The sequence below is a fragment of the Pseudomonas sp. CDFA 610 genome (genome assembly GCF_021147865.1).
Lineage (GTDB): Bacteria > Pseudomonadota > Gammaproteobacteria > Pseudomonadales > Pseudomonadaceae > Aquipseudomonas > Aquipseudomonas alliivorans.
The window spans coordinates 306,285-328,482 of record NZ_JAGTPM010000005.1; the positions used below are offsets into that span (position 1 = coordinate 306,285).

Sequence of the window (22,198 nt, forward strand, 5' to 3'; positions counted from 1 at the left end):
GTCTGGAGCCTTTATGTCCAAGCCCCGCACCCGGATTGCTACGCAGCTCGGTATCGCCCTGGCAGTGATCCTGGCAGTCGTCATCAGTGGCAGTACGCTTTTTGCGTTGAGATCCCTGGATGCATCCAACCTGGTCATCCGTGAGGAGCACATGTCCAGTGAGGCACGCCTGCTCGCCGATCAGCTCAACACCTTCCACAGCACTTTGCGTGACAGCACTCAGCGCCTGAGCGGGTTGTTCGAGAAGCGCTTTGCGGTCGGCCTGACCCTGCAGGCCGACAAACCGGTGACCGTGGCAGGCACTCAAACGCCCGGCCTGTTCCTGCGTGACACGGCGCTGAATAATGACTTCACCGAAGTGGACGAGTTCCGTCGGCTGACAGCCGGTGTGGCAACGATTTTCGTGCGCAGCGGCGATGACTTCATTCGCATCAGCACCTCGCTGAGCAAGCAGGACGGCACGCGCGCCATTGGTACGCTGCTGGACCGCAAGGCGCCTGCCTATGATCGCCTGATGGCCGGTCAGGGCTACGTGGGCAAGGCGGTGTTGTTCGATCGTTATTACATGACCCAGTACAGCCCGGTTCGCGACAGCAGTGGCAAGATCATCGCAGCGTTGTTCGTAGGCTTCGATTACACCGATGCCCAGAAAACCCAGTTCGACGACCTGAAAAACTTCCGCATCGGCGCCACCGGTTCACTGGCACTGCTGGACGACAAAGGTACCTGGCTCGTCCCGCCTGCTGGCATCCAGTCGCCTGAAAGCGCTGCCAAAGCCGTCGCCGATCTGGCCAGCAAACCGGGCAAGGCCCAGTTCTGGAATGACGGCAAACAGGACTTCTACAGCGTCGGCCAGCCATTCGCAGGCGGCCCATGGACCGTCATTGCCAGCATGCCCGGCGATGAAATCAGCGCTGTGACCTGGGACGTCGGCACGCAACTGGCCATCGGCAGCCTGCTGGCGATGCTCATTGCCGTCATCAGCGCCATCTGGCTGCTGCGCAGCAAACTGCGTCCACTTTCCGAGCTGGTTCGCCAGGCCGATGAGTTGGGTGCGGGCAATCTGAGCGTGCGCCTGAATATCACCAGCAACGACGAAATCGGTCAGTTGTCGGGCAGCTTCAACAAGATGAGTGAAGCGCTTTCTTCGATGGTGTCGCACATCCGCACCGCCGCGCAGGAAGTCAGCACCCGTGCTCACGCCTTGTCCGGCCTGTCCGGCGGCGCTTACGAAGGCATGGAGCAGCAGTCCGGCGAAATCACCAGCATGGCGGGCGCGGTTGAAGAGTTCAGCGCAACATCGATGAACATCGCCGACAACATGAGCAACACCGAACGGCTGGCACAGGACAACGCGCAACAGACGCGTATTGGTCGCACCTCCATGGAAGAAGCCTCCTCGTCGCTGCAACAGATCGCCACCTCGCTGAGCAGTACCGCGACCGTGATCGACACCCTGGGCCAGCGCTCTCAGGAAATCGGCAGCATCGTCGGCGTGATCACCTCGATTGCCGACCAGACCAACCTGCTGGCTCTCAACGCCGCCATTGAAGCCGCTCGTGCCGGTGAGCAGGGGCGCGGTTTTGCCGTGGTTGCCGATGAAGTCCGCAGCCTGGCCTCGCGCACTCGCAAGGCCACCGACGAAATCTCCGGCATGATCGCCAGCATCCAGCAGGAAACCGGCAACGCCATCAACACCATGCAACAAGGCAATGCGCTGATGCAGGAAGGCCTTTCGCTCAACGCCAAGGTCGCTTCGGCACTGGCCCAGATCGACGAACAAAGCCGCTCCGCCGGTCATCAGTTCGCCGCGATCACCACCGCAACTCAAGAGCAGAGCAGCACCGCCACTATGCTGAGCAGCAACCTGCAAAGCATCGCCATGGCCAACAGTGAACAGCGCGAAGTGGTTTCCAATCTGGCCATCACCGCCGAAGAGCTGAATTCGCTGGCAGGTGAGTTGCGCAAAGAGGTTGATCGGTTTCGGTGAGAGGTAGCTTGCGTCAATCCTGATGCGATCATGCCGGTGCTGTTTACCGGCATGGTCTTTTCGGGTTTGAAAGAGTGTAGTGGTCAACTGATCCCGGACACGACGTTAAGTTTTTCTCGGCCTGAGCCAGTGGCAGCCCACCATTAGATGGGTGCAGTCGGATCCAGTTGTACCGGTGCATGCCCTCTCACCCACTCGCAGGTCGATACTGCAACGCCTCCGCCAGATGACCGCGATTGATCGCCTCCACCTGCTCCAGATCCGCCAGGGTCCGCGCCACTTTCAGCAGCCGATGCGCCGAACGCAGTGATAGCGTCAAGCGTTCGCATGCCGTTTCCAGCCAGTTCTCATCAGCACTCGACAGCGCGCAATGCTGGCGCAGGGCCGGAAGGTCGAGGAAAGCATTGGCGCAGCCTTGGCGCCGATTCTGTCGGTCGCGGGCCTGCGCAACGATGGCGGCTGCACTGGCAGTCGTGTCGCCAGTCTGCGGGCCGGGATTGAGCGAGGTGGTTTCACGCGCAACGGTCAAGTGCAGGTCGATACGATCCAGCAGCGGGCCGGACAGTTTGTTGCGGTAGCGCTGCACCTGCTCGGTGGAGCAACGGCAACGGCCTGTCGGTTCACCCAGATAACCGCATGGGCATGGATTCATCGCCGCGACCAACTGAAAACGTGCCGGAAAGCGCACCCGATCCCGCGCGCGGGAAATCACGATATGGCCGGACTCCAGCGGCTCGCGCAACACCTCCAGCACGCGCCGGTCGAACTCCGGCAACTCATCCAGAAACAGAACGCCATGATGCGCCAACGTAATTTCGCCCGGTTGCGGACGACTGCCACCACCGACCAGCGCCGGCCCGGATGCGGAGTGGTGCGGTTGCCTGAAAGGTCGCTGCGGCCAGCTGGTCAGCGGGACCTGGCTGGCGACCGATTGAATCGCCGCCACTTCCAGCGCTTCGTACTCATCCAGCGGCGGCAACAAACCGGGCAGTCGGCTGGCCAGCAGCGTTTTACCTGTGCCGGGCGGGCCGCTGAAAAGCAGGTTGTGCGCGCCTGCCGCAGCGACCACCAACGCACGTTTTGCAGCCGTCTGTCCCTGCACTTCGCTGAGGTCCGGGTAGGGCTTGGACTGATGCAGCAAGCCACTGGATTGATAGGGCGTAATCGGCGTGCGCCCGTTGAAATGCGCCACCAGCTCCAGCAGATGATTCACCGCGATCACCCGCAAGCCCGACGCCAGGCACGCCTCCTCGGCATTAACGGCTGGCACGATCAACGTCCGCTCCGCCGCACGCGCCGCCAACGCTGCGGGCAGCACACCCTGAATCGGCCGAATACCACCCGACAGCGCCAATTCCCCCAGGCACTCGACATCCTGCAACGCCGTCAACGGCACCTGCCCACTGGCTGCCAGCAAACCCAGCGCGATCGCCAGATCAAACCGGCCGCCATCCTTGGGCAAATCGGCAGGAGCCAGATTGAGCGTGATACGCCGCGCCGGAAAATCCAGCCCTGAATTGAGAATGGCACTGCGCACCCGGTCCTTGCTCTCCTTGACCGCCCCCTCAGGCAACCCGACCAGCGTCAGGGTCGGCAGGCCGTTGGCCAGATGCGCTTCGACAGTAACCGCCGGGGCTTCAACCCCGACCTGGGCACGGCTATGAACAATGGCCAGCGACATGGATCATTCCTTGATATGAGCGACGGGGCGTTATCGTGCGTCATTCGAGGACGAAGGGCAGGTGGGGAATGGATACAGGGTGTTAATGAGGGCTACGGACAGGCTGAAGGCGTGAGCTCAACGTGCGTAATTGCTGTTGAGCTCAGCACCGCGTCAGAACGCCCGCAGCCGCCGCCACCACGAAGCCGTCTTTCCACCGCCTTGGCGCGATTGCTCCAACAGAATCTCCGGCATGTCCCGCACGCGAATCCATGACTCGTCCTGCCAGTTCAGCAAACTCAACGACATGCCCGGCCACTGCAGCAAGCCCAGCGTAGGACGCTGCGATTCACGTGTCTGCTGCATGTCGCGCAAGGTCGACACAACGTGATGCTCCAGCCACTCACGCAACGGGCCGTTATGCGGAGCATGATGGTAGACCAGCAAGGCGTAAGCGCCCGACTCACTCACCATCAACGTTTCCTGCGCTTTGCCATAACGCTCCAGCCACAAGGTCTTGCGCTGATCGGGCGCGAGCTTGCGTGCCCGGAACTCGTCGAGAAACATCCCCATTAGAATGCCCAGATCGCGGGCGCAGAACCAGGTCTGGTCTTGCAGGCGAATGGCGTGCAGGTGGGCTTTGTGGCGGGTGAAGAGGGTGGGGATGTGGGGCGTATTTGTGCTGGTATTCAAAGAAAGCTTCTCCTAGTTCGGAGCTGCCACTTCCCGTCGCCAAACGAATAAGGTGACAGCTGCATGCAGGTTGGCGAACCGGTAGGAGACACCGGCAGACCCTAAGGTCTCCCGCATACAGCTGCCATAACAAAACACAGGCGTAAATATGCCTGCTTTCTATGGTCAACGGTATGCCTCCTAGCCAGATCGCCAAATCCGGTAGCTGGGTATTCAGCTGGGAAGGAGGTTAGACGGTTGATCGAATTGGGGCTGTCAGCCCTCTTTGCGAAGTGTCTGGAGACCCATCCGATAAAGGTGTAGGCAGCGTCCGAGGCCGTTTCAGCCCCCAGGCACCTTCACCCGAGCATATTGATCCTGGCCGATCCAGCCCGTGAATGATCGCCCCTTGTCGTTGATGAACTCGACTTTCGCTGCCCCATTCTTGAATGCCAATACGCCAACCACATCATCTTCGACGATATAGGCGCCATGGGTGGAATGGGCTTCCGGTGTTTTCTGCAGCCAGGCCTTGTCGGCTGCAATGGTGACCAGGCTGATCCACTTCTTGCTCTCGGTCTTGCTCAGGTCGAGTCCTGTCGAGATGTCCGGTATGAGCACGTTCATACAGCCTGGATGTTGCTGGCCTTTTTCGATCGTCAGAACCACACCGCCAATCGAGGGTTCTACGGTTCCCGGATACACCTCATCCAGCCAGGTGGATACAGCGCTGGCCTTTCCGGCTTCAGTCTTGCCTTGCAGGTAAAAGGCGCAACTGAAGTTGGTGCCTACGCCGCGTTCTTCTGAATAGAACCCTTCGATCTGACCTTCTGGCGTCACAGCCAGCATCAGTTGCTCGTACTTGCCGGAGTGGAGTGTCAGGCCCTCGGCGAATGTGGGGGGGACGATGCAAAGCGAAAGTGCTGCCGCGGTGAGGCTACGGCAAATGAATGGTCGGGATGTCATGCTTACTTCCGTTGCCAGTAAAAGGGATTCCGTTCCTTCGATGGATTTGAGGTTCATCGAATCCGGGCTCCAAAGGCAGTTTGAATGTCAGGACTTATTACGTAATCCAAAGCCCGACACGTGCCTTTGAATGACGGGCAAGTGTAATCCTTCACAAGATAGATGAAACAGGTTGTCCGTAGGCGCCGTGCGAAGTTCGTCGATGCAGTTGTGATTCGTCGTCATGAAAGTGCCAGGAAAGCGCGTCTTGGCAGGTGATACCAGGCGCGCATTGATCTGAGCTGGCTTGATGTGTTGCTGGTGCTCGGTGCTGTCAGGCGGGAACCGGCGCGTTTTCAGCGATCACCCGTTCACGTTTGGCCTCGGACCAGAACTCTGCCGGGATGGCGACTTTCATGGACTGGGCATTGCTGGCGATTTGTCCCGGTACGCGGGAGCCGGGGATGATGGCTGAAACCAGTGGGTGGGCGGCAGCAAACTGCAGGGCAGCGGTGCGCATGTCGATGCCGTGACGTGCTGCGATGGCCGCCAGTTTGGCTCGTCGTTCGACGGCAAAGCTCGGTAATTCGGGTGAGAAGTTGAAGCGCTTGCCGCCACCGAGGAAACCGTCATTGAGTGGTGTGCCGACCACGACGCTGGTGCCTTTTTTTGCCAACGCGGGCAGCGTTCGCTTGAGCGCCTGGTCGTGATCGATGATTGAGTATTGGCACGCCAGCAGGACGATGTCCGGCGTCGGATCGTCGCTTTCCACGGCGCGGACGGCGGCATCGGGCCGATTGATGCCGAAGCCCCATGCCTTGATCAGACCCTCGTCGCGCATCTTCTCCAACTCGCGCATGGCGCCCGTACGAGCAATCTCGTAGGCCGCTTCCCATCCGCCTTGCAGTTCGGTGTTGTCTGGCGAGAGATCGTGAATGTAAACCACGTCCAGCCGTGCGAGTCCGAGCCGTTGCAGGCTGTCCTCTACAGAACGTCTGGCGCCTTCGGCGGTGTAGTCATAGCGGTACTCGAAAGGCGCCGGAGAGGTCCAGATCGAACTGTCGCCGACAGGTTTTCCTGCTGCCTTGAGCAAGCGTCCGACTTTGGTGGATATCACGTAATCATCAGGGTTTCGGTTGTGCAGGAAACGCCCAAGACGGTATTCGCTAAGGCCGAAGCCATAGAAAGGCGATGTATCGAACAGACGCACCCCCGAATCCCAGGCCGACTGCAAAACGGCTGCGGCCTGTTCGTCGCTGATGGGGGCGAAGATATTACCGATCTGCGTGCCGCCCATACCGAGTCGGTAAGGTGTCATGTAGCGAAGCGTGTGCTGGGCCGGGTTTGTCGGCAGGGCAGAACGCGTCACTTTTCCTTTGGTCGGAAGTACGCTGCCGCGCTCGCCGGGTGGTGCACTGCTCAATGTCTGCGCTTGGGCAGCCATCGGCAGGATTGTCGCTGCCAGCGCACTGCTCGCCGAGAGCCTGAGAAAGTCGCGTCGATCCATTGCAGGCTCCTTGCTTGAGGGGTTTTGGGAATAAGAAAGATCTTCAAGATAGATGAGAGCTTTTGGGCAACGTGATCACAATCCGATTGTCTTTTTGCACAATCCTGCCGAGGCACTTGAGCGGATGACGTGTTCTGCGCACACTGCGGTTTTCGTCTTCGCAGAGTCGTCTTCATGAACCCATCCTTGACGTTTTCTGCACCCGGTTTCGAGCGGGAAGGCGAGGGACTGAGGCGGCTCACTGAGCGGCTGACGGCAATAACCGCAGGTAAGGAGGTCTGCCCCAGCGTGATCAAGGGCCTGACTTTCTATCGTATGGAGGCGCCGGGCCTGCCGGATTACTGCGTCTACGAACCCTGCGTGGCGTTGATCGTCCAGGGCACCAAACACACGGTTTTCGGGACTGAGGAAGTGGTGTCCGAGCCGGGCAGCTTTTTCGTGACATCCATTGATATTCCCACCACGGCCAAGGTAATACGTGCCAGCGCCGAACATCCCTATTTCTCGATCGTCCTGAAGCTCGATATGGCGTTGCTCCACGACATTGTTCAAAGCGTGCCGGAGGTCGACAGCCGTATCCCGACGCGTTGTTACGCTGCGGGAGAAGCATCGGATGAGCTGATCGATGTGTTCGGCCGTCTTGTCGCCTTGCTGGATCGGCCGCAGGAAATTGCGCTCATGGCGGATTTGATCAAGCGGGAAGTGTGTCTTCGGCTGTTGCTGAGCGATGCGGGCTACTGGCTGCGCTGGATCGTCAGAGAAGGGTATCGCTCGCGAGGTATTGTGCGAGCCATCGACTGGCTCAAGCGCAACTACGCCGAGCCCTTGCGGATTGCCGACCTTGCGCAGATGGCAGGTATGGCCAGTTCGACCTTGCACCACAATTTTCGGCAACTCACCGGCACCAGTCCGTTGCAGTATCAGAAGACGCTGCGCCTGCATGCCGCCCGTAGCCTGATGCTCACCGAGCGGCTTGACGCGAATACGGCAGGATTGCGGGTCGGCTATGAAAGTGTTTCGCAGTTCAGTCGCGAGTACGCCCGGCGTTTCGGGGCGCCGCCCTCACGCGATATAAGGCAGGCGCGGCAGTTTGGCGATCAGCCAGCACCTGCGTGAGGCGGGTGAATCACTCAGCCTTTTCAACCGGCCCTATTTTCTCTTCAAGCTCGGCCATCCTGGCCTCCAGCGCTTCCAGGCGGGCGCGGGTGCGGGCGAGGACGGCCATTTGGCTGTCGAACTCTTCGCGGCTGACCAGATCCAGTTTGCTGAAGCCGCTTTGCAGCAGGGCCTTGAACTGGGTTTCGAATTCGCTGCGAGGCACGGGGGTTTCGCCGTTGAACAGGCGCGATGCGTGGCCGCTGAGGGCGTCGAGGAAAGCTTTGGGCGCGAGCATGATGGTTTTCCTGAATCAGATGCACGGCAGTGTAGCACGCAGTATCTATAGTCATTTGACAGGGGCGGGAGTGCGCGCTTATGGAGCAGTCAGGCGTGCACGTATGCACCACGTTTGTGCGTTCTTATTCGCTATGCCGGGTCTGGACAGCATCAAGGCGGCCCAAGGACCTGTATTTGATGAATATTCGTGAGATGGCAAGCTTTCTGCTTAGAGGCTTGTGACCCATGCACTGATGCAGTCGCTGTGACGAATGCAGTGCGGCAGGCGGAGCGGGGAAGTGTTTCGTCAGAAGCGGTTTTCTGGCGTTGGTCTGGCCCGATCAGGCGACCGACGCGTTACAAAGCCAGACACTGCGCTTAGACTTGAGTCGGGTTTGTTTTCCTGGGGCAAGTCCACCAATTCGGGAGAAAGTTTTCATGAAGCTAGTCACTGCCATCATCAAGCCGTTCAAACTGGATGACGTCCGCGAGTCGTTGTCGGAAATCGGCGTGCAGGGCATCACCGTCACTGAAGTCAAAGGCTTCGGGCGTCAGAAGGGTCACACTGAGCTGTACCGCGGTGCTGAATACGTTGTCGACTTCCTTCCAAAAGTGAAGATCGATGTTGCCATCGATGACAAGGATCTGGATCGCGTCATCGAGGCCATAACCAAGGCCGCCAACACCGGCAAGATCGGTGACGGCAAGATTTTCGTGGTCAATCTGGAACAGGCCATCCGCATCCGTACCGGCGAAACCGATACCGACGCAATTTAAGCCGCCAAACCCCAACGCCCCAGGAGAAAACAATATGACTCTGCGTCAATTCGCAGGGCTAGGAGCCCTGTTGTCCCTTGCAGTACCTGGTCTGGCCCTGGCGGCTGACCCGGTGGCCGAGCCCGTGCTCAATTCCGGCGACACGGCCTGGATGTTGACGGCGACCGCTCTGGTCCTGTTCATGACCATCCCCGGCCTCGCCCTGTTCTACGGCGGCATGGTTCGTTCGAAAAACATCCTGTCCGTGATGATGCAGTGTTTTGCCATCACCGGCCTGATCAGCATCCTGTGGGTTGTTTACGGCTACAGCATCGCGTTTGACACCACCGGTATGGAAGCCGGCGTCGTCAACTTCAATTCCTTCTTCGGCGGCATGGGTAAAGCGTTCCTGGCGGGTATCACGCCATCGAGCATTACCGGCGCTGCGGCATTGTTCCCTGAGGCGGTGTTCGTCACCTTCCAGATGACCTTTGCAATCATCACACCTGCCCTGATCGTGGGTGCCTTCGCAGAACGCATGAAGTTCTCCGCGATGCTGATCTTCATGGGCATCTGGTTCACCCTGGTCTACGCGCCAATCGCCCACATGGTCTGGGGCGGCGTCGGTGGCCTGATGTGGGACTGGGGCGTTCTGGACTTCGCTGGCGGCACCGTTGTGCACATCAACGCCGGTGTAGCCGGTCTGGTCGCCTGTCTGGTACTGGGCAAGCGTAAAGGCTTCCCTACCACCCCGATGGCTCCGCACAATCTGGGTTACACCCTGATCGGCGCAGCAATGCTGTGGGTAGGCTGGTTCGGCTTCAACGCAGGTTCTGCTGCAGCTGCCAACGGCACTGCGGGCATGGCGATGCTGGTCACTCAGATCGCGACCGCCGCTGCTGCATTGGGCTGGATGTTCGCTGAGTGGCTGACCCACGGCAAGCCAAGCGCTCTGGGCATCGCCTCGGGTGTGGTTGCAGGTCTGGTGGCTATTACGCCAGCAGCCGGCACTGTCGGCCCGATGGGCGCACTGATCATCGGTCTGGCGGCAGGCGTGATCTGCTTCTTCTGCGCCACCAGCCTGAAACGCAAACTCGGCTACGACGACTCCCTGGACGCATTTGGCGTGCACGGTATCGGCGGTATCGTCGGCGCGATCCTGACCGGCGTTTTCGCAGCGCCTGCACTGGGCGGCTTCGGCACTGTGACCGACATCGGCGCTCAGGTCTGGATTCAGTTCAAAGGTGTCGCGTTCACTGTCGTTTACACGGCCATCGTGACCTTCATCATCCTCAAGGTGCTGGACGCGGTGATGGGTCTGCGTGTCACCGAAGAAGAAGAGTCTGTCGGTCTGGACCTTGCGCAACACAACGAGCGTGGCTACAACTTGTAAAAGCCGCTGCGCTGAAAAAAAGAATGCCCGGTTTGCCGGGCATTTTTTTGTCTGACGTTTGCGGATAAACCGCGAATTTCTGCTGTCACTGATGTGCCCGCGTCAATGATTTCGGCAGCATGGCGCAGTGCTTGTAACGTTGTCACGACAGTCTTCGTTAACTTGCAGGGAAGCCGGTTTATTGCGCGCTTTGCTTTTTTCTCAGGCGAGTTAGAATGCGCGCCGAAGGTGCGGAGAACGGTATGTGGCATCAATCCGGAATTACCTTGCGGGCCAGGCCTCGCGGGTTCCATCTGGTTACTGACGAGATACTGGCAGGCTTGCCTCAGCTGCGGGATTGTCGAGTCGGTCTGCTGCACTTGTGGCTGCAACATACCTCGGCCTCGTTGACCGTCAACGAGAATGCCGATCCGGCGGTACGTCGTGACTTCGAACGTTTTTTCAACCGGCTGGTGCCCCAGGGCGTGGCCGGACATGAACATAACGATGAAGGGCCTGATGACTTGCCCGCGCACTTCAAGTCCAGTCTGCTGGGCTGCCAGTTGCTGTTGCCGGTTACGGCAGGGCGACTGGCGCTGGGCACCTGGCAAGGCGTTTACCTGGGCGAACATCGAGATGCAGGTGGTTCTCGTAACGTCCTGGCCACTCTTCAGGGTGAATGGATATAACCGCTGGGGTCAGTGGTTATTGAATTTTTTCCGGCAGCTTTAAACTCTTGGGGCTGCTGGGCTATAACTAATCTGCTTTCGCAAGTCATGAGGTACAACATGAGCGACGACGACAACGACAACGACGATCTGGTAGACGACCTGGAAGGCGAGGACGACGGTGAGGAACTTGCCGCTGCTCCCGAAGACGACGTTGCCGAGGTAGATGATGCCGAGCCTTCGGCACCGGCTGCCAAAGGCAAGGCCAAGGCTGCAGTTTCGGTCGACGAGCTGCCCAGCGTAGAAGCCAAGAACAAGGAGCGTGATGCTCTTGCGCGTGCCATGGAGGAATTCCTGGCGCGTGGTGGCAAGGTGCAGGAAGTGGAGGCCAACGTGGTCGCCGATCCGCCCAAGAAGCCTGACAACAAATACGGCAGCCGCCCTATCTAAGGCAGCAGATGTCGTATGAGAAAAAGCCCGCCGTCGCTGCGGGCTTTTTCTTGGCTGCGTTTTGAGGAGCTTCTGATTTCAGGCCCAGCGGGCCAGCACTTCGGGCAATTGCGACAGGTTGTGAATTTCCGCGTCCGGCAGCTGATCGGCATCCCAGGCCTTGCCTTGCGGGTTGTACCAGATGGCCCGCATGCCTGCGCGCTGAGCGCCGGCGATGTCGTCATTGGGGTGATCGCCGACATGCACGGCGGCACTGGCGTCCACATTGCCGCGCCTCAAAGCCTCCAGGAACGGGGCCGGATCCGGTTTGCCGATGCCCAGGTCTTCTGCGCACAGTGCGAAGGAAAAGTAGTCCGCCAGCCCCAGTCGGCGCACGTCGGCATTGCCGTTGGTGATCACGCCGAGCGTGAAGGTTTTGGCGAGGATTTCCAGGGTCGGCTGCACCTCCGGGAATATCTGTACCTGATGACGTCCTTTCAGGAAAACCTCGAAGCTCTGGTCGGCCAGGTCCTGTGCTTCGTCCTCTTCATAACCGGCGTCTTCCAGCGCGTGAAAAAGCACCCGGCGACGCAGGGCGCTGATCCTGTGCCTGAATGACGGATCGGCCTCGACCAGTCGCGAGCGGATTTCCCACAGATGCTCCACCGGCACAGACCCAAGCCTGGGCGCGTGTTCGGCCAGCCAGTCGCGCAACGAAGCTTCGGCGCCAGCGATGGCGGGCGCGCAGTCCCAGAGTGTGTCGTCGAGGTCGAACGTCACCAGCTTAATCATCTACAGATCCTTTGCGTTTGGCGCGGGGGTGAGCGCTGTCATAAACAGTAGCCAAGTGCTGGAAATCCAGGTGGGTATATATCTGCGTGGTCTTGATGTCGGCATGGCCCAGCAGTTCCTGCACGGCGCGCAGGTCCTGCGAGGATTCAAGCAAATGGCTGGCGAAGGAGTGACGCAGCATGTGCGGGTGCAGGTTCTGCCCCAGTTCGCGCTCGCCGAAGGCCTTGACCCGGTTTTGCACGGCACGAGGTCCCAGGCGTGTGCCTCGGTGGCTGATGAACACGGCGTCGTCCTGCGGATTGGCCAGTGCACGTAGCGGCAGCCAGGCTTCCAGCGCCTGACGGGCCTTGCTGCCGACAGGCAGCACGCGGGTCTTGCTGCCCTTGCCGAGTACTTGCACCAGACCGTCACGAAGGTCGAGCTGATCCAGGTTCAGTCCCGTCAGTTCCGATAGACGCAGGCCCGAGGAATACAGCAACTCCAGAATGGCCTGATCGCGGCGTGCCAGAAAGTCATCTTCGACCGCCCCGTCCAGCAGTTGCGAGGTTCGGTCGGTGTCCAGCGTCTTGGGCAGGCGACGCTCCCCCTTGGGGGGCGACAGGCCGTTTGCCGGGTCGTGCTGGCATACGCCTTCGCGGTTCAGGTACTTATAAAAACCACGCACTGCGGAAAGCATGCGTGCGAGGCTGCGTGAAGACTGACCCTGCTGGTGCTGGCGGGCCGTGAAGCTGCGCAAGTGCTGAATGTCCAGCGAGGTCCAGCTGGACAGCTGGTTTTTTTTGCAGAACGCCAGCACCTTGTCCAGATCTCGTCGATAGGCTTCCAGCGTGTGGGGTGACACCTGCCGCTCACTGCGCAGGTGCATGCAGTAGGCGTCCAGATGCTGTTCCATGGCTAGCGGACCGAACGCAGCGAGTGGGCGAAGCGGGGCAGCAGGCGGCTCAACACGTCGGCAATGTAGCTGAGGAACAGGGTGCCGACCGAGCTTTTGTAATGCTGCGGGTCGCGGCTGCCGATGGCCAGCACGCCATGCAGGCCCAGATGATTCAGGCTGGCGATGGCGGTCGAGCCGACTTCCTTGCCCTGCTCTGCACCGAACAGAAACGCCAGCTCGTGCTCACGCAGAGCACCGCATACGACCTTTTCGCCGATCAGCCCGCCGATGGTCTTCTGCGCTTCGGCACTGCTGACCCAGCGACCAACCGGCATGGGGGTGTCACTGAACAGGATCAGGCTGACATAGGGCACCTGAAAGTCCTGACGCAGGCTGTCTTCCACGGCGATGACAATTTCATCCAGGCTGGTGGCATCCATCAGCGCCAGATTCAGGCGACGGGTTTTCTCGAACAGCCGGTCGTTGTCCCGCGCCACGTCCATCAGCTGCGAAAGGCGATGGCGCATCTCGATGTTGCGCTCGCGCAGCAGCTTGAGTTGTCGCTCGACCAGCGACACCGTGTCACCACGCTGGTGCGGAATGCGCATCGACACCAGCAGTTCGTCGTGCTCGGCGAAGAAATCCGGATGCTGCAGCAGAAAGGCGATGACCGCCTCTGCTTCAAGGTTTGGCGCTGCGCTATCGGCAGGCGATTCGCTGGGGGTGCCGGTTGAAGCCGGAGGCTGATCGGTCATCACATATGCTCACTCAAAGACGAACCTGGCCTTCGTAAACCCTGACGGCCGGGCCAGTCATCATCACAGGATGCCCCGGGCCTGCCCATTCAATGGACAGCCGCCCGCCGGGCAAGTCGATCAGCAATGGCGACATCATCCAGCCCTGGGTGATGGCGGCCACTGCCGCTGCGCAAGCGCCGGTACCGCACGCCTGTGTTTCCCCGGCACCGCGTTCCCAGACGCGCAATTGCGCGCGCTGGCGATCCACAATGTGCAGGAACCCGACATTGACCCGTGCCGGAAAGCGCGGGTGATGCTCAATTTTCGGGCCCAGCGCGTGAACCGGGGCGTTGTTGATGTCATCCACCCGCAGTACCGCATGCGGATTGCCCATCGAAACGGCGGCCAGTTCAACGCTCTGTCCGTCCACATCGAGGGTGTAGCTCGTGGCCTGCGCTGGAGCCTGAAACGGAATCTCGTCCGGGATCAGGCGTGGCGGACCCATGTTGACGCTGATCTGGCCGTCGCTGCGGATATCCAGTTCAATAATGCCGCTTTTCGTCTCGACGCGGATCTGCTTCTTGGCAGTCAGACGCTTGTCTAGCACGAAACGGGCGAAGCAGCGCGCGCCGTTGCCGCATTGTTCGACTTCCGAACCGTCGGAATTGAAGATGCGGTAGCGAAAGTCCACGTCCGGGTTGTTCGGCGCCTCGACCAGCAACAGCTGATCGAAGCCGACACCGGTGTGCCTGTCGCCCCACTGTTTGGCGTGCTTGGGCAGAATATGCGCGTGCTGACTCACCAGGTCCAGGACCATGAAGTCGTTACCCAGCCCGTGCATTTTGGTAAAACGCAGCAGCATGGGGTTACTCCGGCAGCAGGCTTTCGCCAGCGAACAGCTCGGCCACGGTTTCGCGACGACGCACTTCAAAGGCCTGCGTATCGTCCACCAGTACCTCGGCAGCACGACCGCGCGTGTTGTAATTCGAACTCATGACGAAACCATACGCGCCGGCCGAATGCACAGCCAGCAGATCAGCTTCGGCCAGCGTCAGTTCGCGGCCCTTGGCCAGGAAGTCACCGGTTTCGCAGATCGGTCCGACGATGTCATACGGGCGTGCAACGCCTTCGCGCGGGCGCACTGCCGTGACGTCCATCCAGGCTTGATACAGCGCCGGACGGATCAGGTCGTTCATGGCCGCATCGACGATGGCGAAATCCTTGTGCTCGGTATGCTTGAGGTATTCGACACGGGTCAGCAGCACGCCCGCGTTGGCGACAATGAAGCGCCCCGGCTCGAACATCAGGCCCAGATCACGCCCGGCCAGACGCTCGCGCACAGCTTTGATGTAATCCGCCACCAACGGTGGCTCTTCATCGCGATAGCGAACGCCCACACCGCCACCCAGATCGATGTGGTGCAGATGAATGCCGCAGTCGCCCAGGCGATCGACCAGATCCAGCAGGCGATCCAGTGCGTCGATGAAAGGCTCGAGCGTGGTCAGCTGCGAGCCGATGTGGCAATCGACGCCGATCACTTCAAGGTTCGGCAACTGCGAGGCGCGTACGTAAACGTCTTCAGCGTCTGCAATGGCGATACCGAATTTGTTTTCTTTAAGGCCGGTGGAAATGTACGGGTGGGTGCCTGCGTCGACATCCGGGTTCACACGCAGCGAAATCGGCGCACGGACATTGAGTTCGGCCGCAACGCTCTGCAGACGCTCAAGCTCATCGGTGGACTCGACGTTGAAACAGTGCACGCCGACTTCCAGGGCGCGACGCATGTCTTCACGGGTCTTGCCGACGCCGGAAAACACGATTTTCTCGGCCTTGCCGCCTGCCGCCAGAACGCGCTCCAGTTCGCCACGCGAGACGATGTCGAAGCCTGCGCCGAGGCGGGCCAGAACATTTAGCACGCCCAGGTTGGAGTTGGCCTTGACCGCGAAGCAGACCAGATGCGGCATGCCGTCCAGAGCGTCGGTGTAGGCGCGATACTGCGCTTCGATGTGAGCGCGTGAGTAGACATAGGTCGGTGTGCCAAAGCGTTCGGCAATGGCAGACAAAGCTACACCTTCCGCGAACAGCTCACCGTCGCGGTAGTTGAAGGCGTCCATGGGATTCCCTTAAAGATGCTTGTGCGACGAGTGCGATTTGGCTTGTTCATCGGGAGACTTGGTGTCATCCGGCAGGTACAGCGGGCCTTTTTGGCCACAGGCTGTAACAAGACAAGCAACCGCGACGAGCGCAGCAAGCGAAGAGATCAGGCGCTTCATGGCGAAATCCTTTGTAAAAGCATTAATTGCGCCCGAGTATACCCACCCCCCGGCGGCTTGCCTATGTGATGCTCCTCCCGTCCGGCGGGGTTTTGACGCGATTGTGCAGGCAATGGCCGGTTACGCCGGATTATTGCGTCAGCCCGGTGTCAATGAAGGGTATGCTTTGCATTTGGCGGGTGGCGTCCGTATCGTGCCTTCACTGCGCTTTCAGTAGACATTTTCCGAGGTTCCCGCAATGAGTTTGACCGAAGCCCGCTTCCATGATCTGGTCGATGCCACCCAGCAAAATCTGGAAGATGTGTTCGATGAGAGTGGCCTGGACGTGGACCTTGAAAACTCGGCCGGCGTGTTGACCGTCAAGTTCGAAAACGGCTCCCAACTGATCTTCAGTCGCCAGGAGCCGCTTCGTCAGCTGTGGCTGGCCGCCCGCTCCGGCGGTTTTCACTTCGATTACGACGAAGTCGAGAGCCGATGGGTCTGCGACACGAGCGATGAGCTGCTGAGCGAGATGCTTGCCCGTATGACGCTTGAACAGGCCGGCACCGAGCTGGACTTCGACGAGATCTGATTGTGAGCCAGAATTCTCAGCCTGCCACCGTAAGACCGCCCAAGCCGTTGTTCAGCAATGTCAGCCCGGCCGTGCCATCGCCGTGCATCAGCACGTGTCGGCTGGATGAGCAAAAGGTCTGTCTGGGGTGCTTTCGCCATGTCGAAGACATCCGTGAGTGGCGCTCGGCCGATGATGACCGCCGCCGCCAGATCCGTCATCAGGCCGATCAGCGCCGGGCGCATGCCGAGTCGGGCAAGATTGCGGGCTGACGCCTCGTCGGGTTGTGTATTTATTAGGCTGTGTTAGTGTCAGAACCTGCTTCTCTTGAAGAGAGGCCCACCAAAACCCCGCCCAGCCCGGCGGGGTTTTGCTTTTATCACGCGTGGAAAAAGGAGTCTGCCCAGATCATGAACACTGCCCCTTCACTCATCCTCACCCGGCTCGACGTACAGCGTCTTGAAAGCCTGATCGACAGTCAGGACGACTCCACGCCAGGTGTCCAGGCGCTACAGGCCGAGCTGGATCGTGCCGAGCAGGTGGTCGGTCACGATGAAGTTCCAGACGGCGTGGTGACCATGAATTCCCGCGTGCACTGCCGCGAAGAGAGCAGCGGCAAGGACTATCACCTCACGCTGGTCTATCCGAAGGATGCGGGTGTCGAAGGGACGGTTTCGGTATTGGCCCCGATGGGCTCGGCATTGCTCGGCCTGCAGGTCGGCCAGCACATCGACTGGCCCGCGCCGGGCGGCAAGACCCTGAAACTTAACCTGCTTGCGGTCGAGTATCAGCCGGAAGCGGCGGGCAAATACCAGTAAGCTTTGGTGAAGAACGATCAATGTATCTGATCGTGCCGATGCTCCGCTTTGGCGTGCAGTCCGGGACGCTCTGCGTCCCATTGGGTCGGTTTACGCTGAGCGTGACGACTGATCGGGTTGAATCACCTGCGCCTCAAGCCTCATCCATCGCCTCATTGAGCAGTTTTTCCAGCTCGGCCTTGTGGCGCAGGAACAGGATGCTCTGACCGTGCCCGTCATCCAGCAGGCCTGACAGGTCCAGGTCAGTGATGTAGCAGCGGTAGCGCTTGGGCTCCAGGCGCTTGCCCAGAATCTGCCTCGCGACGGCTTCGTAAAGCTGATCACCGTATTCCAGCTCGGAAAACTCGCGGTTGTCGCAGTACAGCGTGACGTTGATCTGTCCCGGTGAGGTCTCTTCGATGATCGCCTGCACGTCGTAAAACGGCTTGTCCGCCGCAGTGGGGGCCGGACGCGGTTCGATGCGGCGGGCACGGGAGTTGCCCGACGGCATGACCTGGTAATAGAGCGTGTCGAGCATGACCGGCTCGCTGGGATCGTCCAGTGGCAACGACGCGCCCCGGCGGTAGACCAGCGAGTGAAAAAAGCGCTGCAGCGGCATCAGCAGGCTTTGGTCATCGTGATAGGGCAGGCGCTGATGCCAGAGTGAGTTGTGTTCGTCCAGCACGTACAGATCCGCTTCTGTCTCGTTGACGCGATAAAACACCTGAATGCATTCCGGTTGCCCGAACGGCAGAATCAGCGCCAGGTCGTGCTCGTCCAGCGCATGCGGGTCCAGATGCAGTGGACTGTAACGCGGCAGTTCTTCGCCCAGGTACTTGAACAACCCTGGCAGGCTGTTGACCACCACATGGCCAACCCGGCCCGGCACCATTTCCAGTACGTGATATTGCTGCTGCACCTGAATCAGGTAGCGGTGGTTGAGCTGCCGGGCGAGCAACAGGCGTGCAGTACTGACCAGTTCTTCAACACGCTGCGCGATGGCCGGCGCTCGGTTGTGGCAGAAGCAGCGCACATGAATTGTCGGCTGACTTGCGCCTTGCGGCAGGCTGCCCAGCAATTCGCTCAGGCAGTCGAGCAATGCGTGAGGACCGTCGTAGCGGCTGACCAGCGTTTCATTCCAGGTATTGAGCGTGATCTGATCCAGGGTCAGCACGAGATTTTCCCGCACGCCCGCGTAACTGAGCGAGTCGGTGCGCTCGGTCGTCATGAGGATGTTCAGGTCGCGGTGATGCCTGAGCGGATCGACACCCACATTGACCAGCAGCAGTATTTCCCTAGGCTCGCTGGGCTGCAGCAGGGCTTCATCGCTGACGTCGGGCAGCGGCAACTCGATGGTCTGTTGCAGGGCGCCAAGCAGGTTGAACAGCTCGAATTCGCTCAGGTCACTGGTGCCGGGATGCAGCGCCAGGCGGGTGGAGGTGTCGATCACGTTGTTGCGGTGACACCATGCCAGCAGCTCGAGCAGCTCGCGGCTGCGTTTGATCGGCGAGAAGTTGGTGACTTCATGAATGCCAAGATTGCCGTTATACAGCGCCCATTGGTGTTTGCCGGGTTCGCGTTTATCGGGCGAGTGCACCAGCGTCAGTGTGTCCTCGGCCAGGTCCGGCGCGATTCCCGGATTGATGAACTCGACCTTGCCCGCCTTGCGTTCGAAGGCGGCGTACAGGCGACGGCCCAGAATCGTCAGGTCGCGTGCATCCAGAGCCTCGACCGTGCTCTGCAGTCGGGCGAACTGGGTCTGGAAGCGGTAGCTGTAATTCAGCTCGTTGACCAGCGCACGCCGTTCATGTGCTACCTGACGCACCTTCCACTGGCTGCGGCTGTCGAGCAGCGCCAGTTGCCGATCATCCCAACCCCATTCGCGGGTCAGGCGTTCCATCAATTGCCGCTGCCAGCTGTTGCTGCGCTGGCGGGTTGGACCTGTGAGCTTCTTGTTGACCTTCAGATATAAACTGCGCCGGACCAGCTCCAGGCGTTCGGTTTCCTTGCGCGCCAGCAAATGCTCTTCGATGCGGCGATACACGACCATGTAAGGGTCGAGTTCGTCCAGGTCCAGTTGATTGGCAAACACGGCCTGCTTGAAGCGCAGGCTCAGGCACTGAACGTCAGGGTGTTCGCTGGAATACACCTCGATCAACAGCAGCTTGAGCACTGACTTGTAAGGTGATTCGATGCCCTTGAACAGCTGCCAGAGACCTGCGCCGACGAACTCCGCAGGCGGAATCTGTGCCATCGGGCCAAGGTCGATGACCTCGTCTGCACGGATGAAACGCTTGGACAGCAACGTGTGGGTGTAGTCCTCATAACCTTGCTCTTCATAGACAGGCACCAGCCACCACATCGGTGTGCGCCCGGCGAGCCAGATGGCAGTGCGATAGAACTCGTCGAGCAGCAGGTAGTGCTGGGTCGTGCCGCAATCGTCTGAACTGAGCTGCGTGTCGCGATCCCCGACTCTGAAGCGCTGCGGGTCGATCAGAAAGAAGTGAGCTTCAGCGCCCATGGTCGCGGCCCAGGCTTCAAGTGCCAGACATTTTTTGCGCAGTTCGGCGATGGCGTCTTCATCAAGTGTGCTGTCATGACAGACCCACACGTCCATGTCGCTCTGTTCGGCCTGTGCCAGCGTGCCGAGACTGCCCATCAGAAACAGGCCGTGAATGGGCTGCGGCGGATTGCCGTGACGGACTTTGTAGGAAAACGAGCGTGTGAGTCGCTGCGCTTCGGCCAGCGCCAGTGCATCGGGCTCGTAATGCGACACACCGGCAGGCGTGCTGCTGGAGACGTATCCCGGCAACAACGGATGGTTCACATGAAAGAACAGCGGCAGCAGGGTCAGCACGGTCTGCTGGCGGGTCGACATTCCTTCCATGGCACGGGCATACCGCCCGTCATTGAGAGTCAGGAAGCGGTTACGCAGCTGGCTGAGGACCTTGCGGTCTATCCCCTCATCCAGGTCGGGGCGGATTTCAAGATTACGCGTCATCGCAACTCAAGGCATCTGGCCTGTGACAGGCGTGGATTTACTGAGCAAGATGGCGAAGAAGGTTTGCAGCCGAAAGAATGCAGGTTCGGTCGGGTTGTTATTCTGGCGCCAATTTTCTATATCGACCTTTACCGCAATAAATAAAGGGCTTGTCGCGCAGTTTTTGCGCGCAAGCCCTCAGGGTGCTCAGGCCGCTTCTCGGGATACGTTCAGAATGGTCAGCAACGATTGAGCGTGCTCGGCAGCTTCCAGGCCCAGGCTCGTGAGATAGCCGCCATCGACCTGAGTCGTCAGTCCTTTTTCAAAGAGTCTTTTTGCAGCTGCAATGGCTGTCGGGGCCGCCACGTGGTGGACTTTGAGGCCTTCCTGGGTATTGCCCAGGTTGAACAGTGCAAGGATTTCCAGTTCGGCAACCAGCTCAGGGGTATACGACATAGGTGCTCCAGACTTTTTGTAGTAGTACGACCTCGCAGGCTGCGGGTGTGTTCTGGAATCGACGTGTCCGTGCTGCGCTCGTCGGTTCTGGATGACCGCTAAAGCATGCGTGGCGTGAGAGCCCCGGAGAATTTAACGGCAGCGGGGCTTTTGCAGTGTAGTCCAGCGTCTGGAAACTTTGCAGCATATATCTGACGGGTTTGATCCGGCTGGCCGGTTATTTCTCTGGCGGCAATTCAGGCAGCGCGCGCAGGGCGGCTTCGTACCATTCGGTATCGAATGGACGGTCCTGTTCCAGCAGGGCGTCGATCTCGATGGCCAGTACATGGGCCATCATCTCGAGAATGTCATCACGCTCATAACCGACCAGCGTCAGCTTGTTGAACGTGGCTTTGGCCGCCGGCGGATTGTCGGCCTCGATCTGGTTTTCGATGGCTTCGATCAAGGTCGAAGCAGCGAATTCTTCTTCATCATTGTCGATGGCGTCGGTCATGGTCATTCCTCAGGTAAGGCGCGCAGTCTAACCGGATTCTTTCGACGAGGCATTCGTGAGACCGAGGGAGGCTGCGTGTAGGAAAGGTCTTTGAATTTTCAATATTTGATACAAATCATTGATTCATATAGCTAAATCTATAGGGTTCCGGTCATCCGCAATGGAGAGTCAGGTCAAGGAGGCCAACGATGCTGAAACTTTACGGATTTGCCTCGAGCAATTATTTCAATATGGTCAAGCTGGCGTTGCTGGAGAAGCAGTTGCCGTTTCAGGAGGTGCCGCTGTTCGGCTGCCAGAGCCCTGAAGTGCTCGCCGTCAGCGCACGCGGCAAGGTTCCCGTGCTGGGAACGCCCGGGGGCTTTATCAGCGAAACGGATGTCATCCTGCGTTACATCGAAGAGACCTGCCCGGACAGGCCGTTGCTACCTGCCGACCCCTTCTCGCGGGCTCAGGTCTTGACCATCGCCAAGGAGATCGAGCTCTACATCGAGTTGCCTGCGCGGGTCTGCTATGCCGAGGTGATATTCGGCGGCAGACCGACACCGCCCGACCTCAAGGCCAAGGCGCGTCGCGATCTGATCAAGGGTATTGCCGCACTGGCCCAGCGTGCCCGCTTCGCGCCTTATGTAGCAGGTGAGCAGTTCAGCGTGGCGGATGTGTATTTTCTGTACAGCATCGACCTGGCTCAGCAGGTGGGCGAGCGATTGTTCGATCTGGACTTTCTGGGCGACATGCCCAAAGCCCAGGCCTTGCTGGAGCGGCTGGCATTGAATCCGAATGTGCAGCGAGTCGCCGCAGACAAAGAGGCCGACTGGCCGACGTTCATGGCGCGGGTGAGACCGGCGGGGCTTCAGGCAGGGTAGGCGGCGCCTG

24 protein-coding genes are annotated in these 22,198 nt (G+C 59.7%); 10 read left to right on the forward strand and 14 right to left on the reverse strand.

Annotation, left to right across the window (positions count from 1 at the left end; genetic code table 11):
• Positions 1 to 13 precede the first annotated feature (13 nt).
• Positions 14 to 1,990 (forward strand): methyl-accepting chemotaxis protein, encoded by a 1,977-nt coding sequence (locus tag KDX39_RS11445; protein ID WP_231660449.1) that lies wholly within the window; start codon positions 14 to 16, stop codon positions 1,988 to 1,990.
• A 187-nt stretch (positions 1,991 to 2,177) separates the two neighbouring features.
• Here the strand turns inward: KDX39_RS11445 and KDX39_RS11450 are convergent, their stop codons facing one another.
• From KDX39_RS11450 to KDX39_RS11465, 4 genes are all read right to left on the reverse strand, one after another.
• Positions 2,178 to 3,671 carry a YifB family Mg chelatase-like AAA ATPase gene (locus tag KDX39_RS11450; protein WP_210073719.1) on the reverse strand — a complete coding sequence of 498 codons (1,494 nt, stop codon included), beginning with the start codon at positions 3,669 to 3,671 and terminating at the stop codon, positions 2,178 to 2,180.
• A 153-nt stretch (positions 3,672 to 3,824) separates the two neighbouring features.
• On the reverse strand, positions 3,825 to 4,343 hold the full coding sequence (locus KDX39_RS11455; protein WP_231660450.1) for a BRO-N domain-containing protein: 519 nt from the start codon (positions 4,341 to 4,343) through the stop codon (positions 3,825 to 3,827).
• A gap of 321 nt (positions 4,344 to 4,664) precedes the next feature.
• Positions 4,665 to 5,288: a hypothetical protein gene (locus KDX39_RS11460; RefSeq protein WP_231660535.1), complete on the reverse strand. Its 624-nt coding sequence runs from the start codon at positions 5,286 to 5,288 to the stop codon at positions 4,665 to 4,667.
• A gap of 313 nt (positions 5,289 to 5,601) precedes the next feature.
• A complete protein-coding gene (locus KDX39_RS11465) occupies positions 5,602 to 6,585 on the reverse strand; it encodes an aldo/keto reductase (RefSeq protein WP_099228924.1) in 984 nt (327 codons plus the stop codon).
• Between the two features lie 363 nt (positions 6,586 to 6,948).
• Here KDX39_RS11465 and KDX39_RS11470 point away from each other — a divergent pair, with 363 nt between their 5' ends.
• The gene (locus KDX39_RS11470; RefSeq protein ID WP_257107837.1) at positions 6,949 to 7,890 is read left to right on the forward strand and encodes an AraC family transcriptional regulator; all 942 of its coding nucleotides are present in this window, start codon (positions 6,949 to 6,951) and stop codon (positions 7,888 to 7,890) included.
• Between the two features lie 10 nt (positions 7,891 to 7,900).
• Here the strand turns inward: KDX39_RS11470 and KDX39_RS11475 are convergent, their stop codons facing one another.
• Positions 7,901 to 8,167 carry an accessory factor UbiK family protein gene (locus tag KDX39_RS11475; RefSeq protein WP_231660451.1) on the reverse strand — a complete coding sequence of 89 codons (267 nt, stop codon included), beginning with the start codon at positions 8,165 to 8,167 and terminating at the stop codon, positions 7,901 to 7,903.
• A 419-nt stretch (positions 8,168 to 8,586) separates the two neighbouring features.
• On the opposite strand from KDX39_RS11475, the gene glnK reads away from it, so the two are divergent.
• From glnK to sutA, 4 genes are all read left to right on the forward strand, one after another.
• Complete coding sequence (gene glnK, locus KDX39_RS11480; RefSeq protein ID WP_002555808.1) at positions 8,587 to 8,925, forward strand: P-II family nitrogen regulator; 339 nt, start codon at positions 8,587 to 8,589, stop codon at positions 8,923 to 8,925.
• A gap of 34 nt (positions 8,926 to 8,959) precedes the next feature.
• Positions 8,960 to 10,297, forward strand: a complete 1,338-nt coding sequence (locus KDX39_RS11485; RefSeq protein ID WP_004887406.1) for an ammonium transporter — start codon at positions 8,960 to 8,962, stop codon at positions 10,295 to 10,297.
• A 242-nt stretch (positions 10,298 to 10,539) separates the two neighbouring features.
• Entirely contained in the window at positions 10,540 to 10,965 is a 426-nt protein-coding gene (locus KDX39_RS11490; protein ID WP_025993253.1) for a secondary thiamine-phosphate synthase enzyme YjbQ, read from the forward strand.
• A gap of 99 nt (positions 10,966 to 11,064) precedes the next feature.
• Positions 11,065 to 11,394 carry a transcriptional regulator SutA gene (gene sutA, locus KDX39_RS11495; RefSeq protein ID WP_004887402.1) on the forward strand — a complete coding sequence of 110 codons (330 nt, stop codon included), beginning with the start codon at positions 11,065 to 11,067 and terminating at the stop codon, positions 11,392 to 11,394.
• A gap of 78 nt (positions 11,395 to 11,472) precedes the next feature.
• Here the strand turns inward: sutA and KDX39_RS11500 are convergent, their stop codons facing one another.
• The 6 genes from KDX39_RS11500 to lptM are packed head-to-tail and all read right to left on the reverse strand — an operon-like array spanning position 11,473 to position 16,049.
• Positions 11,473 to 12,165: an HAD family hydrolase gene (locus KDX39_RS11500; protein ID WP_231660452.1), complete on the reverse strand. Its 693-nt coding sequence runs from the start codon at positions 12,163 to 12,165 to the stop codon at positions 11,473 to 11,475.
• On the reverse strand, positions 12,158 to 13,057 hold the full coding sequence (gene xerC, locus KDX39_RS11505; RefSeq protein ID WP_184322385.1) for a tyrosine recombinase XerC: 900 nt from the start codon (positions 13,055 to 13,057) through the stop codon (positions 12,158 to 12,160). The genes KDX39_RS11500 and xerC overlap by 8 nt, the downstream gene beginning before the upstream one ends.
• A 2-nt stretch (positions 13,058 to 13,059) precedes the next feature.
• On the reverse strand, positions 13,060 to 13,794 hold the full coding sequence (locus tag KDX39_RS11510; RefSeq protein WP_099228885.1) for a DUF484 family protein: 735 nt from the start codon (positions 13,792 to 13,794) through the stop codon (positions 13,060 to 13,062).
• A gap of 13 nt (positions 13,795 to 13,807) precedes the next feature.
• Positions 13,808 to 14,638, reverse strand: coding sequence for a diaminopimelate epimerase (dapF, locus tag KDX39_RS11515; RefSeq protein ID WP_184322384.1), 831 nt, complete (start codon positions 14,636 to 14,638; stop codon positions 13,808 to 13,810).
• Between the two features lie 4 nt (positions 14,639 to 14,642).
• The gene (lysA, locus tag KDX39_RS11520; RefSeq protein ID WP_210041932.1) at positions 14,643 to 15,890 is read right to left on the reverse strand and encodes a diaminopimelate decarboxylase; all 1,248 of its coding nucleotides are present in this window, start codon (positions 15,888 to 15,890) and stop codon (positions 14,643 to 14,645) included.
• Between the two features lie 9 nt (positions 15,891 to 15,899).
• On the reverse strand, positions 15,900 to 16,049 hold the full coding sequence (lptM, locus tag KDX39_RS11525; RefSeq protein WP_004887391.1) for an LPS translocon maturation chaperone LptM: 150 nt from the start codon (positions 16,047 to 16,049) through the stop codon (positions 15,900 to 15,902).
• A 238-nt stretch (positions 16,050 to 16,287) separates the two neighbouring features.
• Here lptM and cyaY point away from each other — a divergent pair, with 238 nt between their 5' ends.
• The 3 genes from cyaY (at position 16,288) to rnk (ending at position 17,417) form a co-directional block, all read left to right on the forward strand.
• Positions 16,288 to 16,620 (forward strand): iron donor protein CyaY, encoded by a 333-nt coding sequence (cyaY, locus tag KDX39_RS11530; RefSeq protein WP_004887389.1) that lies wholly within the window; start codon positions 16,288 to 16,290, stop codon positions 16,618 to 16,620.
• Entirely contained in the window at positions 16,620 to 16,871 is a 252-nt protein-coding gene (locus KDX39_RS11535) for a DUF1289 domain-containing protein (protein ID WP_442964536.1), read from the forward strand. Before cyaY ends, KDX39_RS11535 begins: the two co-directional genes overlap by 1 nt.
• A 138-nt stretch (positions 16,872 to 17,009) precedes the next feature.
• Entirely contained in the window at positions 17,010 to 17,417 is a 408-nt protein-coding gene (rnk, locus tag KDX39_RS11540; RefSeq protein ID WP_231660454.1) for a nucleoside diphosphate kinase regulator, read from the forward strand.
• 133 nt (positions 17,418 to 17,550) lie between these two features.
• Here the strand turns inward: rnk and KDX39_RS11545 are convergent, their stop codons facing one another.
• The 3 genes from KDX39_RS11545 to KDX39_RS11555 all read right to left on the reverse strand — a co-directional run bounded on the left by KDX39_RS11545 (position 17,551) and on the right by KDX39_RS11555 (position 21,325).
• A complete protein-coding gene (locus KDX39_RS11545) occupies positions 17,551 to 20,397 on the reverse strand; it encodes a class I adenylate cyclase (protein ID WP_231660455.1) in 2,847 nt (948 codons plus the stop codon).
• 186 nt (positions 20,398 to 20,583) lie between these two features.
• Positions 20,584 to 20,832 (reverse strand): TIGR02647 family protein, encoded by a 249-nt coding sequence (locus KDX39_RS11550; protein WP_004887382.1) that lies wholly within the window; start codon positions 20,830 to 20,832, stop codon positions 20,584 to 20,586.
• Between the two features lie 217 nt (positions 20,833 to 21,049).
• The gene (locus KDX39_RS11555) at positions 21,050 to 21,325 is read right to left on the reverse strand and encodes a hypothetical protein (RefSeq protein ID WP_099228923.1); all 276 of its coding nucleotides are present in this window, start codon (positions 21,323 to 21,325) and stop codon (positions 21,050 to 21,052) included.
• Positions 21,326 to 21,513: 188 nt separating this feature from the next.
• On the opposite strand from KDX39_RS11555, the gene KDX39_RS11560 reads away from it, so the two are divergent.
• Positions 21,514 to 22,188: a glutathione S-transferase family protein gene (locus KDX39_RS11560; protein ID WP_210070516.1), complete on the forward strand. Its 675-nt coding sequence runs from the start codon at positions 21,514 to 21,516 to the stop codon at positions 22,186 to 22,188.
• Positions 22,189 to 22,198 lie beyond the last annotated feature (10 nt).